Origin of the sequence: Bacillus sp. 41-22 (assembly GCF_025809295.1) — a bacterium.
GTDB lineage: Bacteria > Bacillota > Bacilli > Bacillales > Bacillaceae_G > Bacillus_A > Bacillus_A mycoides.
Genome location: NZ_CP084035.1, coordinates 1,383,641 through 1,399,230 on the forward strand (window position 1 = coordinate 1,383,641; position 15,590 = coordinate 1,399,230).

At 37.5% G+C, this 15,590-nt stretch carries 15 protein-coding genes and 1 other annotated feature; of the genes, 11 read left to right on the forward strand and 4 right to left on the reverse strand.

Going from position 1 to position 15,590, the window contains the following annotated elements; genetic code table 11:
* Nucleotides 1-6: 6 nt before the first annotated feature.
* On the reverse strand, nt 7-1,287 hold the full coding sequence (locus LCF45_RS07085; protein ID WP_050551289.1) for a dicarboxylate/amino acid:cation symporter: 1,281 nt from the start codon (nt 1,285-1,287) through the stop codon (nt 7-9).
* Between the two features lie 1,172 nt (nt 1,288-2,459).
* On the opposite strand from LCF45_RS07085, the gene LCF45_RS07090 reads away from it, so the two are divergent.
* Nucleotides 2,460-3,803: a TrkH family potassium uptake protein gene (locus tag LCF45_RS07090; RefSeq protein ID WP_002126270.1), complete on the forward strand. Its 1,344-nt coding sequence runs from the start codon at nt 2,460-2,462 to the stop codon at nt 3,801-3,803.
* A 34-nt stretch (nt 3,804-3,837) separates the two neighbouring features.
* Here the strand turns inward: LCF45_RS07090 and LCF45_RS07095 are convergent, their stop codons facing one another.
* Nucleotides 3,838-4,212, reverse strand: a complete 375-nt coding sequence (locus tag LCF45_RS07095) for a hypothetical protein (protein WP_002011728.1) — start codon at nt 4,210-4,212, stop codon at nt 3,838-3,840.
* 172 nt (nt 4,213-4,384) lie between these two features.
* Here LCF45_RS07095 and ytfJ point away from each other — a divergent pair, with 172 nt between their 5' ends.
* Nucleotides 4,385-4,792, forward strand: coding sequence for a GerW family sporulation protein (gene ytfJ, locus LCF45_RS07100; protein WP_002030645.1), 408 nt, complete (start codon nt 4,385-4,387; stop codon nt 4,790-4,792).
* 108 nt (nt 4,793-4,900) lie between these two features.
* Nucleotides 4,901-4,990 carry a hypothetical protein gene (locus LCF45_RS07105; protein ID WP_000608225.1) on the forward strand — a complete coding sequence of 30 codons (90 nt, stop codon included), beginning with the start codon at nt 4,901-4,903 and terminating at the stop codon, nt 4,988-4,990.
* A gap of 428 nt (nt 4,991-5,418) precedes the next feature.
* Here the strand turns inward: LCF45_RS07105 and LCF45_RS07110 are convergent, their stop codons facing one another.
* Together LCF45_RS07110 and LCF45_RS07115 are read right to left on the reverse strand one after the other, a co-directional pair.
* Nucleotides 5,419-5,658 (reverse strand): YkuS family protein, encoded by a 240-nt coding sequence (locus LCF45_RS07110; protein WP_002011725.1) that lies wholly within the window; start codon nt 5,656-5,658, stop codon nt 5,419-5,421.
* An 86-nt stretch (nt 5,659-5,744) separates the two neighbouring features.
* The gene (locus LCF45_RS07115) at nt 5,745-5,984 is read right to left on the reverse strand and encodes a DUF3911 family protein (protein ID WP_002126272.1); all 240 of its coding nucleotides are present in this window, start codon (nt 5,982-5,984) and stop codon (nt 5,745-5,747) included.
* A 415-nt stretch (nt 5,985-6,399) separates the two neighbouring features.
* Here LCF45_RS07115 and ilvE point away from each other — a divergent pair, with 415 nt between their 5' ends.
* From ilvE to leuD, 8 genes are all read left to right on the forward strand, one after another.
* On the forward strand, nt 6,400-7,296 hold the full coding sequence (ilvE, locus tag LCF45_RS07120; RefSeq protein WP_002011723.1) for a branched-chain-amino-acid transaminase: 897 nt from the start codon (nt 6,400-6,402) through the stop codon (nt 7,294-7,296).
* A gap of 15 nt (nt 7,297-7,311) precedes the next feature.
* Nucleotides 7,312-7,540: a binding site (T-box leader), on the forward strand.
* A 73-nt stretch (nt 7,541-7,613) separates the two neighbouring features.
* A complete protein-coding gene (gene ilvB, locus LCF45_RS07125) occupies nt 7,614-9,314 on the forward strand; it encodes an acetolactate synthase large subunit (RefSeq protein WP_002086744.1) in 1,701 nt (566 codons plus the stop codon).
* Complete coding sequence (gene ilvN, locus LCF45_RS07130) at nt 9,311-9,820, forward strand: acetolactate synthase small subunit (RefSeq protein WP_000822948.1); 510 nt, start codon at nt 9,311-9,313, stop codon at nt 9,818-9,820. The genes ilvB and ilvN overlap by 4 nt, the downstream gene beginning before the upstream one ends.
* 27 nt (nt 9,821-9,847) lie before the next feature.
* Entirely contained in the window at nt 9,848-10,858 is a 1,011-nt protein-coding gene (gene ilvC / locus LCF45_RS07135; protein ID WP_263894722.1) for a ketol-acid reductoisomerase, read from the forward strand.
* 1 nt (nt 10,859) lies between these two features.
* Entirely contained in the window at nt 10,860-12,380 is a 1,521-nt protein-coding gene (gene leuA / locus LCF45_RS07140) for a 2-isopropylmalate synthase (protein ID WP_002064438.1), read from the forward strand.
* Nucleotides 12,381-12,458: 78 nt separating this feature from the next.
* Nucleotides 12,459-13,523 carry a 3-isopropylmalate dehydrogenase gene (gene leuB, locus LCF45_RS07145; RefSeq protein WP_002011718.1) on the forward strand — a complete coding sequence of 355 codons (1,065 nt, stop codon included), beginning with the start codon at nt 12,459-12,461 and terminating at the stop codon, nt 13,521-13,523.
* A complete protein-coding gene (gene leuC, locus LCF45_RS07150) occupies nt 13,523-14,917 on the forward strand; it encodes a 3-isopropylmalate dehydratase large subunit (RefSeq protein WP_002011716.1) in 1,395 nt (464 codons plus the stop codon). The genes leuB and leuC overlap by 1 nt, the downstream gene beginning before the upstream one ends.
* On the forward strand, nt 14,895-15,476 hold the full coding sequence (gene leuD, locus LCF45_RS07155; RefSeq protein ID WP_002126281.1) for a 3-isopropylmalate dehydratase small subunit: 582 nt from the start codon (nt 14,895-14,897) through the stop codon (nt 15,474-15,476). The genes leuC and leuD overlap by 23 nt, the downstream gene beginning before the upstream one ends.
* Nucleotides 15,477-15,590: the final 114 nt, after the last annotated feature.

A 15,590-nucleotide genomic window follows, 5' to 3' on the forward strand; every position in this document is an offset into this window, starting at 1 on the left:
TTTGATTTAAGATGCTGCAGATTGATCCGTATTATATTTTTCTTCTGATTTTGCAACAATCATTGCACAAATTGCATCACCGGAAATATTTACAGCAGTTCTAGACATATCTAGAATGCGGTCAATACCGATAATTAAAGCAATGCCTTCTACTGGTAGATTTACTTGATTTAAAACCATCGTAAGCATTACTAGTCCAACACCTGGTACACCTGCAGTACCGATACTAGCTAGTACAGCAGTTAATACGACCATAGCTAATTGTGGTAATGTAAGTTCAACGCCGTATACTTGAGCGATAAATACAGTTGCTACCCCTTGCATAATAGCAGTACCATCCATATTAATCGTTGCACCTAGTGGTTGTACAAAAGAGCTTATCGCTTTTGGAACTCCAAGTTTTTCTTGGGCGGTTTTCATGGCAAATGGAAGGGACGCATTAGAGCTAGATGTACTAAACCCAATTGCCATTACCGGACCGAAATGTTTAAAGAAACGAATAATACTTTCTTTGGCTAGTACCTTTAATAAGCCGCCGTATACGAAGACACCGTGAATAATGAGTACCAACATAACGACAATCATATACTTGAACATCGCAGCGACGCCTGCAAGACCCATTTTACCAACGGACGAAGCGAGCAACCCGAATGTTCCGATTGGAGCTAATTTCATGACGAGATTAACAAGATACATCATTAATTCGTTGCCCTGTTCAAGTAATGAATGGACACCTTGAACTCGTTTTCCTAAAACAGCTAAACCGAGTCCGATCAATGCGGCAAAGGCAATAATTTGTAGCATGTTCCCATCAGCCATCGCTTTTGCTGGATTATCTGGCACAATATTCAGCAATGTATCAACGAAAGATGTTTCAGTTTTTGCACCTTCATACTTAAGCCCGTCTGTTTTAAAGTTACCGCCAGCTCCTGGTTTTATGATAAGTGCAAATGTAACTGCAATAGAGATAGCGACAGCTGTTGTTACGAGAAAGAATGAAATTGATTTTAAACCAATTCTTCCAAGTTGTTTCGGATCTCCAAGACCAGCAGCCCCAAGTACGATAGAAATGAACACAACAGGAACAACTAGCATTTTAATAAGGCGAATAAACAGTTGACCAAGTGGATTGAACGCATATTGATTCAATGGCTCAAAAATAGATGGAGCAGCTAAATTTAAAGTGAGTCCGACAACTAGACCGAGAAATAATGCAATTAAGATTGCCTTTGTTTGTTTCGATAAAAACCCCCCTTTTGTTTTTGTAAAATTGCTTTCTAAATTAATTATACCGAAAAAATACCTATTTTGACAATATTTTCTGAATATTTAGTATAAAACTGTCTGTTTCAATGTATATAGTCCAGTTTTGCTGAAATATGTGGAAAGAATACATTTATGTATTTGGAAAAAAAATAGACCATCACATGATGGCCTAGGGAAGGGGACAATTTATATCAATTTAATTAGGGATGGAAGCTATTCAAAGACACTGGGGAATGTCTTATAAATTAGGGAAGAACAGCTTCGATACATATACTATAAAAGATAGATGTGAACATAGAGTGAAAGAGAGAGGGAGTTTTAAGTAAGAAGAAAGAGAGAATAAAAAAATAAGACCATCACATATAGGATGGTCAAAGGAAGGGGACAATTTATGTCAATTTAATTAGGGATGGAAAGCTGTTCAAGACACTGGGGAATGTCTTATAAATTAGGGAGGAACAGCTCCGATACGTATACTATAAAAGGTAGATGTGATCCTCGTGTGAACATGGAGTGAAAGAGAGAGGGAGTTTCAAATAAAAGATAGAAAGAATAAAAAAATAAGACCATCACATATATGATGGTCAAGGGAAGGGGACAATTTATGTCAATTTAATTAGGGATGGAAGCTATTCAAAGACACTGGGGAATGTCTTATAAATTAGGGAGGAACAGCTTCGATACATATACTATAAAAGGTGGATGTGATCCTCGTGTGAACATGGAGTGAAAGAGAGAGGGAGTTTCAAATAAAAGATAGAAAGAATAAAAAAATAAGACCATCACATATAGGATGGTCAAGGAAGGGGACAATTTATGTCAATTTAATTAGGGATGGAAAGCTGTTCAAGACACTGGGGAATGTCTTATAAATTAGGGAGGAACAGCTCCGATACATATACTATAAAAGGTAGATGTGACCCTCGTGTGAACTTGGAGTGAAAGATATGGGAATTTGAAAAGGGATAAAATAGTTGTTGTAAGAGTTATAGTATAAGTGGAGATATAATAGAAAATATTCTTTTGTAAAACGATAGGAGTCTGAATATAAATAAAAGTTGAAATCTATGAAAAAAAGGATTATGCTCAACTATATTATGAGAATATAAGGTTTATCCCGCTATTTGTAGGCTCTTAAAGAGTCTTTATTTATGAGGGGATAAAAGCTTCACTTGATAAAGGGAGTTAGTGATATGGAAGTAGCAAAAAAACAAGGGTTGTATAATCGTTTTATACGATTGAATCCACCACAAATTTTAGCATTAGGCTTTTTTTGTTTAATTGTGGTCGGAGGATTGTTATTAAAGTTACCGTTTGCAACGAAAGTACATATTAGTTGGATAGATGCTTTCTTTACAGCTACGTCGGCAGCGACTGTAACCGGTTTAGGTGTTGTAGATACTGCGAGTACGTTTACGATGTTTGGTGAAATTGTTATTATGTTTTTAATTCAAACGGGTGGTCTCGGTCTTATGACGATAGCCATTTTAATTGTTTGGGTATTAGGGAAAAAAATTGGTTTACGCCACCGATTATTAATTGGAGAAGCATTTAATCAAACAAATATTGGTGGTCTTGTGAAATTAGTAAAACGTGTTTTTATTTTTTCTATTTGTATTGAGCTAATTGGAGTTATCTTTTTATCGATTCGCTTTATTCCAGAGTTTGGTTTTGGAAAAGGTTTATACTATAGTATTTTTCACGTTATTGCGTCATATAATAATGCCGGCTTTGCGCTTTGGCCAGATAATTTAACAAGATACGTAGGAGATCCTATTATTAATATTGGGATTTGTTCTTTAATTGTAATAGGAGGGTTAGGGTTTACGGTATTAATTGATATATGGTATAGCCGTAGTTTCCGAAAATTATCACTGCACTCCAAAATCATGATTGTTGGAACGATAGCACTTAATGTTATTGCGATGCTTGTGATTTTTGTATTGGAATATAATAATGTGAAGACTTTGGGGCACTTATCTTTAAATGAAAAGTTATGGGCTTCGTTCTTCCAAGGAATTACACCTCGTACAGCCGGTTTTAACACGGTAGATTATGGGGGGATGGAAGAGTCATCGATACTATTTACGATGGTATTAATGTTTATTGGTGCGGGAAGTGTATCGACAGGCGGTGGAATTAAGTTAACGACATTCGTTATTTTAATTACATCAGTTCTTTCTTTCTTTAGAAAGAAAGAGGATTTTGTTTTGTTTCAGCGTACGATTAAAATGTCGACAGTAACGAGAGCGTTAGCAATTGTCGTTGCTAGTCAAATACTTATTTTTACAGCGGTATTTGTATTAATGCTTACAGAAGACTTCAGTTTTATTCAGTTATTATTTGAGACAATTTCAGCGTTTGGTACAGTAGGGTTAACAATGGGGATTACTGCGAAGCTATCGGCGTTTGGAAAATGTATTATTATGTTTGTTATGTTTTGTGGATTAATCGGACCGTTAACACTTGTGTTCTCTTTGGCACGACCAGCAAAACAAAAAATTAAATATCCATCAGAAGATGTATTTACAGGATAAGGTATCCCGCATAAAGCGAGATACCTTTTTCTTTTTAAAAAAGAGAGAACAATAAACCAATAAGCGCCACTCGGAATAAAATCGCAATGAGTGCAGCGATACCACCCACAATGGCAGCGGTACCGCCAGTTACAGTAGCCCCGCGATTATAAGCGTAAATACCAAGTAGAACAGACACAAGACCAAATAGTGTTGGGAATGTGAATAATGATAATATTGCTAAGGCAAGAGCAATGAAACCAGCAGTCGATCCAGCTGCAGACGATCTTACATCATCGTTATCTTTATCATCATAATCGATACGCTGTGGTGCAACTTCAGCTGCGTATTCTTCTTTATAATCACTATCTATTCGATCTCTTTTTTTATATTCATCAAATTTCTCAGTCAAAGTAAGGACTCCTTTCATAACAAGGTTCAATAGTAGTATGTATCTCTTTTTCCTTTTTATCCGAGCATGTACAGGGAGTAATATCCAATTGGAAAGTGGAAAATGTTTTTTCAAAATAGGAAAACTTAGTATGACTTCCTCTATTTTGGAAAGTATAAAAAAGAATAATGAGGAAAGGGTGTAGTACATAATGGAACATCCAATTGAAAATTTAATGAAAACAGCAATGACAAATTTAAAAGAGATGGTAGATGTAAATACGATTGTTGGAAGTCCGGTTTCAACAGCTGACGGAAATGTAGTATTAACAGTATCTCAAGTGGCTTTTGGTTTTGGAGCTGGTGGAAGTGACTTTAAAGGTGATTTTATTTCCGAAAAACATAACGGCGGACAAGGGCAGCATAAAGAGAACAAGCAAAGTCATCCATTCGGAGGCGGAAGCGGGGCTGGGGTTTCTATTAGCCCAGTTGCTTTTTTAGTAGTTGGTTCTAACGGTGTGCAAGTGTTGCATCTCAATAGTAGTACACATTTAATTGAAAAAGCGTTAAATACTGTGCCAAGCACTGTGGATAAATTTGTGAATGGTCGCCAAAAGTGAACTTGCATTTTTTAGGAATTATGATATATTAGAAAAAGTGCGCTTTAGGACGATCGGAATAATTGAACTGTAAATATATATGATGTGTGGAATAAGGGAGAGGAATTTATGATTAATATCAAAAACTTAGTAGTTGGCTTATGTATGTTAGTAAGCGGTTTTGTTGTATATGTAATAAAAGAAAAAGCTCCATTCTAAAACAGACAAACCGTTAATGTCTGTTTTTAATTTGTAAAAAATGTTGACAAGTTATTGTATTGGTGTTAAAATTTTAATTCGTGTCTCGGTTAAAGCTAGTGTAAAGTAAATAAATCTTATGAATATAATACGAAAAGTTTGCGAAAGATCGGGTAGTCTTACCAACAACTTTTGTGAACAAACCCTATAAATTGTATATGTAAGCTTTATATGTATACTAGTGAATCAAGGAGCGGTCAGTGGAACCGTAATGATGAGAGAGAGGTAGGGCTTTCATCCAGTATATGTTACTTTCCCGTTAGGTGAATATAAAAAAGAGGGCTCCTTTTGAAAAGGAGCCCTTTTTCTATAAATAAATTGAAACTATAATCAGTGGGACCATTCCATTCCCTTTACATGTTAGCTCACAAATAATGTGATAAAAATGATTAAGTGCGGTTTTCAACTTGCTGACAAATTTCATCTGTTGTTAAACCATGTGCTTTAATTACAGATCCTTTTATCGATGTATCTGCAATGCCCATCATATTAGAATCTTGCCCGGTTACAACGCAACAATCACACCCATGTGCATCATTTTCAGAGTTAAGTGAAACGACTTCATGTCCTTGTTGCTGAAGAGCTTGTTGAACATCTGTTAAAGAGTTCTCAACACCAATTCTAGCCATAATTTTCACCTCCTACCATCTAGTTGCTAGTATGCTCAAGTCCATAGCATATATTTATGAAAAGATGGTAGGAAGAGAATATTTGTTTAGTCGTTATATACACCAGTAAGCATTTGACTAACGAATTGATCATTTAATGTATCTTGTGATGAACTGTTATTAGACTGAATATCGATTGAAGCTGTGTAGTTGTTATGTTTCCTACTATTTGGTTCTACTTCAACGTAATTATCGAATTTACAAAATCCTTTCGTATCCATTAGATCAAATAGTTGTAGCATTTCTACTACCTCTTGTCTCGTTCCTTTAATTTGTACACACGCCATTGTTATTTCCTCCTTCAATTTGACAAATTGTTTTTTAAAAATAGGATTATGATTACTAAATGAAAAATATGAATGTTATTTTTAGACAGCGTTATTTTTGTTATTTTCCCCCTTTTTCACCAAAAGTCGTTGTATATTCCCGGATTTATAAAATCGGACGTCCGTTTATTGAATACAATAGATTCGTATCAATTGGCGAAAACCCTTCTTTTAAACAAATATTTTTTTAGTAGAATTTGACGAAAAAATTTTTTTGACTTTTTGTAAACGTTAACAATGTTATTAAATCAATATAAACAAAGATGTACGTACGATTAAAAATTAAAAATTTTCTAAAAATTCACTTGATTTATTTGAAAAGGAGAGTAGACTAGGAAACAATAAAAAACTCATAGAACATAGGGGGCGCTTTCAAGTGAACGAGCAGTGGATTTTCTTAAATGGAGAATTTGTTCCAAAAGACGAAGCAAAGGTTTCAGTATATGATCATGGCTATTTATATGGCGATGGAGTGTTCGAAGGAATTAGGGTATATAGCGGTAATGTTTTCCGTTTGAGAGAGCATCTTGTCCGGTTATATGAATCAGCGAAATCCATCATGTTAGAAATTCCATATACGTTAGAAGAAGCAACGAAAATCGTTGTTGAAACGATTCGACAAAACAAACTATCTAATGGATATATCCGCCTCGTTGTATCAAGAGGACCTGGGAACTTGGGATTAGATCCCGATTCTTGTACGAAACCAAATGTAGTAGTAATTGCAGAGCAATTATCTTTATTTCCACAAGAATATTATGAAAAAGGGATTCCGATTATAACAGTTGCAACGCGTCGCAATCGCCCGGATGTTTTATCGCCTCAAGTAAAATCTTTAAATTACTTAAATAATATTTTAGTTCGCATTGAGGCGAAATTAGCTGGAGTACAAGAAGCACTTATGTTAAATGACCAAGGATATGTAGCTGAAGGCTCTGGAGATAATGTATTTATTGTGAAGGGAAATAAATTAATTACACCACCAAGTTCTGCTGGAGCGTTAGAAGGTATTACACGAAACGCGATTTTAGAAATCGGCGAAAAACTTGGATATGACGTAAGAGAAGAATTATTTACAAGGCATGATGTATATGTAGCTGATGAAGTGTTTTTAACAGGAACAGCTGCTGAAGTAATTGCTGTTACGACAGTAGATGGAAGAACGATTGGTTTAGGTAGAACAGGGCCACATACGAATCGTTTATTAGAAGAATTTCGTAAATTAGTTGTAGAAGATGGAGAGAAAATTTACGAAGAAAATAAAGTTGGATAATAGCTCTTATGACATGATAAAGCGTTGATAGGGAGGAGTAGTTGAATGTGAAGCCTCACAGAGAGTCGGTGGTTGCTGGAAACCGATGGTTCACGTCGACGAACATCACCCTTGAGTGCTAAGCTGAAACGTTTGTTTAGGCTTAGACGGTAGCTCCGTTATTAGCTAGACTCATATCCCGAGTCACTGAGGCAAGAGTAATCTTGCAAAGAAGGGTGGTACCGCGAAATCTTTCGTCCCTTCAGCACATAGCTGGAGTGTGGACGTAGGATTTTTTTATTTTATAAATGTTTTAAAAAAGGGGGCTTATAAGAAAAATGTCTTCAAAAACGGAAGAGAAACTGGCAACTGGTGCACAGCTATTGTTAGAAGCGCTAGAAAAGGAAGGAGTAGAGGTGATTTTTGGTTATCCAGGTGGTGCGGTTTTACCTCTATATGATGCGCTTTATGATTGTGAAATTCCGCATATTTTAACGAGGCATGAGCAAGGTGCAATTCATGCTGCTGAAGGATATGCAAGAATTACAGGAAATCCAGGAGTGGTAATTGCAACAAGTGGACCGGGTGCTACAAATGTTATTACTGGTCTAGCTGACGCGATGATTGATTCATTGCCACTTGTTGTATTTACAGGGCAAGTAGCAACAACGTTAATCGGGAGTGATGCTTTCCAAGAAGCTGATATTATGGGGCTTACGATGCCGGTGACAAAACATAATTATCAAGTACGAAAAGCATCGGATTTACCCCGAATTATTAAAGAAGCATTTCATATCGCTAGAACAGGAAGACCAGGCCCAGTCGTAATTGACCTTCCGAAAGATATGGTAGTAGAGAAAGGTGAGCGATGTAGTGATGTTCAAATGGATTTACCAGGATACCAGCCTAATTACGAACCGAATCTACTACAAATAAACAAATTATTACAAGCGATTGCGACTTCAAAAAAACCGTTAATTTTAGCTGGAGCAGGTGTATTGCATGCAAAGGCATCGAAAGAATTAACAAGCTTTGCTCGTAAATATGAAATTCCTGTTGTTCATACATTACTTGGTCTTGGTGGTTTTCCGCCAGATGATAAATTATTTCTTGGGATGGGAGGAATGCACGGTTCTTACACGGCTAATATGGCGTTATATGAATGTGATCTACTTATAAATATAGGAGCAAGATTTGACGATCGTCTTACTGGAAATTTAGCTTATTTTGCTAAAGAAGCGATTGTCGCACATATAGATATTGATCCAGCGGAAATCGGAAAAAATGTGCCGACTGAAATTCCAATTGTTGCGAGTGCGAAGCAAGCATTAGAAGCTCTACTCAACTTTAAGGAAGGGGAAGTAAATCACAATGATTGGCTCTCATTATTGAATAGTAGAAAAGAAAAATACCCTCTTTCTTACAAAGAGCATTCGGAATGTATTAAGCCTCAATATGCAATTGATATGCTATACGAAATTACGAAAGGGGAAGCGATTGTAACGACAGATGTTGGGCAACATCAAATGTGGGCAGCTCAATATTATCCGCTGAAAAATCCAGATAAATGGGTAACTTCTGGAGGCTTAGGAACAATGGGCTTCGGATTTCCAGCAGCAATTGGTGCACAAATTGCAAGGCCAGAAGAATTAGTTATTGCGATTGTCGGTGATGCGGGATTTCAAATGACCTTGCAAGAACTAAGTGTATTAAAAGAGCATTCTTTACCAGTTAAAGTGTTTATTTTAAATAATGAAGCTTTAGGAATGGTAAGACAATGGCAAGAGGAATTTTATAATGGGCGATATTCGCACTCCTTACTTTCATGCCAACCAGATTTTGTTGCGCTTGCCAATGCTTATGGCATAAAAGGTGTTCGTATTGAAGACCCACTTCTTGCAAAGCAACAATTACAGTATGCAATTGAGTTAAGAGAGCCTGTTGTAATTGATTGCCGCGTACTTCAATCCGAAAAGGTAATGCCGATGGTTGCCCCAGGAAAAGGCGTTCATCAAATGGAGGGAGTGGAGAAAAGGTGAAGAGAATTGTAACAGCGACAGTTCGAAATCAAAGCGGTGTGTTAAATCGAATTACAGGTGTTATGACACGTAGACATTTTAATATTGAAAGTATTTCAGTAGGTCATACGGAATCATCGGATATTTCGAGAATGACGATTGTTGTACACGTTGAAAATGAACAGCAAGTTGAGCAGTTAATTAAACAACTTCATAAGCAAATCGATGTACTGAAAGTATCAGATATTACAGAAGAAGCGATGATCGCTAGAGAACTTGCACTTATTAAAGTAGCAACGTCTGTAGCAAGAGCAGAATTATATAGTTTAATTGAACCGTTCCGAGCCGCTGTAATAGACGTTGGGAAGGATTCCATAGTGGTGCAAGTAACAGGTACCCAGGAGAAAGTAGAAGCGTTAATTGAATTACTTCGTCCATATGGTTTGAAAGAAATTGCTAGAACAGGTGTAACAGCATTTACACGTAGTATGAAAAAACAAGATAAACAAGTTATGTTAATTCAATAATTATTTAAAAAATAGGGGGAAATGAAAATGGCGAAAGTTTATTATGAAAAAGACGTAACGGTAAATGTATTAAAGGAAAAGAAAGTAGCAATCATCGGATATGGATCGCAAGGCCATGCGCATGCGCAAAACTTACGTGATAACGGATTTGATGTGGTAGTAGGACTGAGGAAAGGGAAGTCATGGGATAAGGCGAAAGAAGACGGTTTTTCTGTATATACAGTAGCGGAAGCAGCAGAAAAAGCAGATGTAGTAATGATTCTACTACCTGATGAATTACAGCCGGAAGTATATGAAGCTGAAATTGCACCAAACTTACAAGGCGGTAATTCTCTCGTTTTCGCGCATGGATTTAATGTTCACTTTGATCAAGTAAAACCGCCAGCTAATGTAGATGTATTTCTAGTAGCACCGAAAGGTCCAGGACATCTAGTACGTCGTACGTTTGCGGAAGGGGGAGCTGTTCCTGCATTATTTGCAGTATATCAAGATGCAACAGGAGTTGCGACTGAAAAGGCACTTTCATATGCAGATGGAATTGGGGCGACGAGAGCAGGTGTATTAGAAACAACGTTTAAAGAAGAAACAGAAACAGATTTATTTGGAGAGCAAGCTGTACTTTGCGGCGGAGTAACTGCACTAGTAAAAGCTGGGTTTGAAACGTTAGTTGAAGCTGGTTATCAACCTGAACTTGCATATTTTGAATGTTTACATGAACTGAAACTAATTGTTGACCTTATGTATGAAGGTGGAATTGAAAATATGAGATATTCAGTTTCAGATACAGCGCAGTGGGGGGACTTCGTATCAGGGCCACGCGTTGTTACTGAAGATACGAAGAAAGCGATGGGTGCAGTACTAGCAGAAATTCAAGATGGTACATTTGCAAGAGGCTGGATTGCAGAGCATAAAGCAGGAAGACCAAATTTCCAGGCGACAAATGAAAAAGAAAATGAACATGAAATCGAAGTAGTTGGACGTAAATTACGTGAAATGATGCCTTTCGTACAGCCCCGAGTAAAGGTAGGGATTAAATAATATGAAGCAAATTTTGTTCATGGATACGACGCTTCGTGATGGCGAACAATCACCAGGAGTTAATTTAAATGAACAAGAGAAATTACAGATTGCGAGGCAACTAGAGAGACTTGGTATTAATGTAATGGAAGCTGGATTCGCAGCAGCTTCTGAAGGTGATTTTCAATCGGTAAAACGTATCGCAAATACCATTCAAAATGCTACGGTTATGAGTTTAGCTAGAGCGAAAGAAAGTGATATTCGAAGAGCCTATGAAGCTGTGAAAGGCGCTGTCTCTCCTCGTTTACACGTATTTTTAGCTACGAGTGACATTCATATGAAATATAAGCTTTGTATGTCAAAAGAAGATGTATTAGATAGCATACATCGCTCGGTTACGCTTGGGAAATCACTATTTCCAACAGTTCAATTTTCAGCAGAAGATGCAACAAGAACATCGAGAGCATTTTTAGCGGAAGCAGTAGAAGTCGCGATTCGCGCAGGAGCGAATGTAATCAATATTCCTGATACAGTTGGATATACGAATCCAGAAGAATATTATTCTCTTTTTAAATACTTACAAGAATCCGTTCCGTCGTATGAAAAAGCAATTTTCTCTTGTCATTGTCACGATGATCTTGGGATGGCAGTAGCGAATTCGTTAGCTGCGGTTGAAGGCGGAGCGTTACAAGTAGAAGGAACGATTAATGGAATTGGAGAAAGAGCGGGGAATGCGGCGCTAGAAGAAGTCGCGGTTGCTCTCCATATTAGAAAAGATTTCTATGAAGCAGAATCCTCTATGACATTAAAAGAAATTAAAGCGACGAGTACGTTAGTAAGTCGGTTAACGGGTATGGTTGTACCGAAAAATAAGGCGATTGTTGGAGCAAATGCTTTTGCTCACGAATCAGGTATTCATCAAGACGGTGTATTAAAAGAAGTAACGACGTATGAAATTATTGAACCATCACTGATTGGAGAGTCACAAAATTTATTTGTATTAGGAAAGCATTCCGGGCGCCATGCGTTTACTGAAAAAATGAAAGAACTTGGTTATGAGTTTACAAAAGAAGAACGAGATGTGGTGTTTGAAGCATTTAAAAACTTGGCTGATCGTAAAAAAGAAATTACAGAAGAAGATTTACGTGCGCTTATGCTTGGTGAAGCAGCATTTGCGGCCCAGCAATATAGCATTACTCAATTGCAAGTACATTTCGTATCAAATAGTACACAGTGTGCAACGGTTGTACTAAAAGATGAGGAAGGAAATATGTACGAAGATGCAGCAACTGGTTCTGGAAGTATTGAAGCGATCTATAATGCAATTCAAAGAATTTTAGGATTAGAATGTGACTTAGCGGATTATCGCATACAATCTATAACGCAAGGTCAAGATGCACTTGCACATGTTCATGTTGAATTAAAAGAAGGAACTCATCAAGTATCAGGTTTTGGTGTTGCGCAAGACGTATTAGAAGCATCGGCGAGAGCGTATGTTCATGCGGCCGGAAAATTAAAATCTTTTATTACTCTTGTGAAGTAACTGTTTGATAAGTGAGGGGATCGTCCCTTACTTATCAAAATATATTTCTGAAAATTCAGATAAAAAGGGGTGTTTTAATTGGAAAAACGTATCGTTTGTTTAGCGGGTGATGGTGTTGGTCCGGAAATTATGGAAAGCGCGAAGGAAGTATTGCATATGGTAGAGAGGCTATATGGACATCACTTTCATTTACAAGATGAGTACTTTGGCGGAGCGGCTATCGATTTAAATGGGCAACCATTACCACAGCGAACACTTGCCGCTTGTTTAGCGAGTGATGCGGTTTTACTTGGAGCGGTTGGTGGACCGCGGTGGGATGATGCGAAAGAAAGGCCAGAGAAAGGATTATTAGCTTTAAGAAAAGGACTTGGTGTATTTGCGAACGTTCGTCCTGTAACAGTAGAAAGCGCAACTGCACATTTATCGCCATTAAAAAACGCAGATGAAATTGACTTCGTTGTCGTTCGTGAACTAACAGGCGGTATTTATTTCTCTTATCCGAAAGAAAGAACGGAAGAATCGGCAACCGATACACTTACGTACCATCGTCATGAAATTGAACGTATCGTGTCGTATGCTTTTCAATTAGCGAGTAAGAGAGAGAAAAAAGTAACCTCTATTGATAAAGCGAATGTTTTAGAATCTAGTAAATTGTGGAGAGCTGTTACGGAAGAAGTAGCTCTTCGTTATCCTAATGTTGAATTAGAGCACATTTTAGTAGATGCAGCTGCTATGGAGTTAATTCGAAACCCAAGGAGATTTGACGTTATCGTAACAGAAAATTTATTTGGTGATATTTTGAGCGACGAGGCTTCTGTATTAGCAGGTTCATTAGGAATGCTTCCATCAGCGAGCCATGCGGAAAACGGGCCGTCTTTATATGAGCCTATTCACGGATCAGCGCCAGATATTGCAGGTAAAAATAAAGCGAATCCAATTGCGATGATGCGTTCAGTAGCGATGATGCTTGGGCAATCATTTGGATTAACAAGAGAAGGGTATGCGATTGAAGAGGCAATTTCTGCAGTTCTTCAATCTGGGAAATGTACAGCTGATATTGGGGGGAATGAGACGACAACTTCATTTACGAGGGCAGTTATTCAAGAAATGGAAGAGCAGGCACTAGTAGGGAGAGGAAGATAATGGGGAAAAGGTTACTAGATAAGCTTTGGGAAAGACATGTAGTTGTAACGAATGAAAATGGATTGGATTTATTATATATCGATCTTCATCTCGTTCATGAAGTAACGTCACCGCAAGCCTTTGAAGGCTTGCGGCTTGCAAATCGAACTGTTCGGAGACCGGAATTAACGTTTGCAACGATGGATCATAATATTCCAACGAAAGATGTTTGGAATATTACCGATCGCATTGCGAAGCAGCAATTGGATACACTTCGTGACAATTGTAAACAATTTAAGGTGCGATTAGCCGATATTGGTGATGAAGAGCAAGGAATCGTTCACGTTATAGGACCAGAACTTGGGCTCACACAACCGGGGAAAACGATTGTATGCGGTGATAGCCATACAGCAACCCACGGTGCTTTCGGTGCTTTAGCGTTTGGTATTGGTACGAGTGAAGTAGAACATGTATTAGCAACTCAAACGTTGTGGCAACGAAAACCGAAAGCGATGGGGATTGAATTAAAAGGAAAGTTACCGAAAGGCGTTTATGCAAAGGATATTATTTTGCATCTTCTCTCAAAGTACGGTGTAGCGGTTGGAACGGGGCATGTAATGGAATTCTACGGAGAGACGATTCGTGATATGGGTATGGAAGAGAGAATGACACTTTGCAATATGGCAATTGAAGGGGGAGCGAAAGCTGGCATCATTGCACCAGATGAGAAAACATTTTCTTATGTAAAAGGGCGTGAATATGCACCGAAAGACTATGAAACGTTTACGGGAAAATGGTCGGAGCTTTATACAGATTCAGATGCAATTTATGATTTACATATTTCGGTAGATGTTACGGATTTAGCACCGTATGTCACTTGGGGAACAAATCCTAGTATGGGTGTTCCTATTGATGAAAAATTACCAGAGAAGCATAACGAAAATGATGAAAGAGCATTTTCATATATGGGATTGAGCCCTGGGCAAAGTACGTTTGAAATTCCTGTTAAGCATGTCTTCATTGGTTCTTGTACAAATTCACGTTTATCTGACTTAGAAATTGCTGCATCTGTTGTGAAAGGGAAAAAGGTAAAAGAAGGTGTGCGAGCACTCGTTGTACCAGGATCAAAAAGTGTGAGAGAGCGGGCGATGCAAAAAGGCTTACATCGCATATTTGAAGAAGCGGGATTTGAATGGAGAGAGCCTGGATGTTCAATGTGTCTTGGGATGAATCCAGATCAAGTACCTGAAGGAGAACATTGTGCTTCTACTTCAAATCGTAATTTTGAAGGAAGGCAAGGGAAAGGAGCACGAACACATTTAGTAAGTCCAGCTATGGCTGCAGCAGCTGCGTTATATGGTCATTTTGTTGATATTAGAAAGGAGAGTTACGATGGAACCATTTCATATTCATAAAGGTACTGCCGCAGTACTTATGAATGATAACATTGATACAGATCAAATTATTCCGAAGCAATATTTGAAGAGAATTGAAAGGACGGGATTTGGAAAATATTTATTTGATGAGTGGCGTTACGATAATGAGCGCCATGAAAATCCTAATTTCCCCCTTAATGCACAAGAACGAAAAGGAGCAAGTATATTAATTACAGGTGATAATTTTGGATGTGGTTCTTCAAGAGAACATGCTCCGTGGGCGCTTGCGGATTATGGCTTCCGCGTTATTATCGCCGGAGGATTTGCAGATATTTTTTATATGAATTGTATGAAGAATGGTATGTTACCGATTGTAATGGATAAAGAGATGCGTGAACAACTTGCCAAAACGAATGCGAGAGATCAAATGGAAGTTGATTTAGAGAATGAAGTAATTATTACGAATACGCACAGGTTTCATTTTACAATCGAGAAAATGTGGAAAGAAAAATTATTAAATGGTCTAGATGAAATCAGCATTACAATGCAATATGAACAAGAAATTGAAGAGTATGAAAGAAAAGTAGCTTCACACTAACTAAAAGTAGAATATTCGAAATGTATTTACATTCAGAATTAACTGTTATATAATATGTAAAAAATCAGAGGAGAAAGGGAGTAAGTATTATGAATATCGTGCAATCTATTAAAA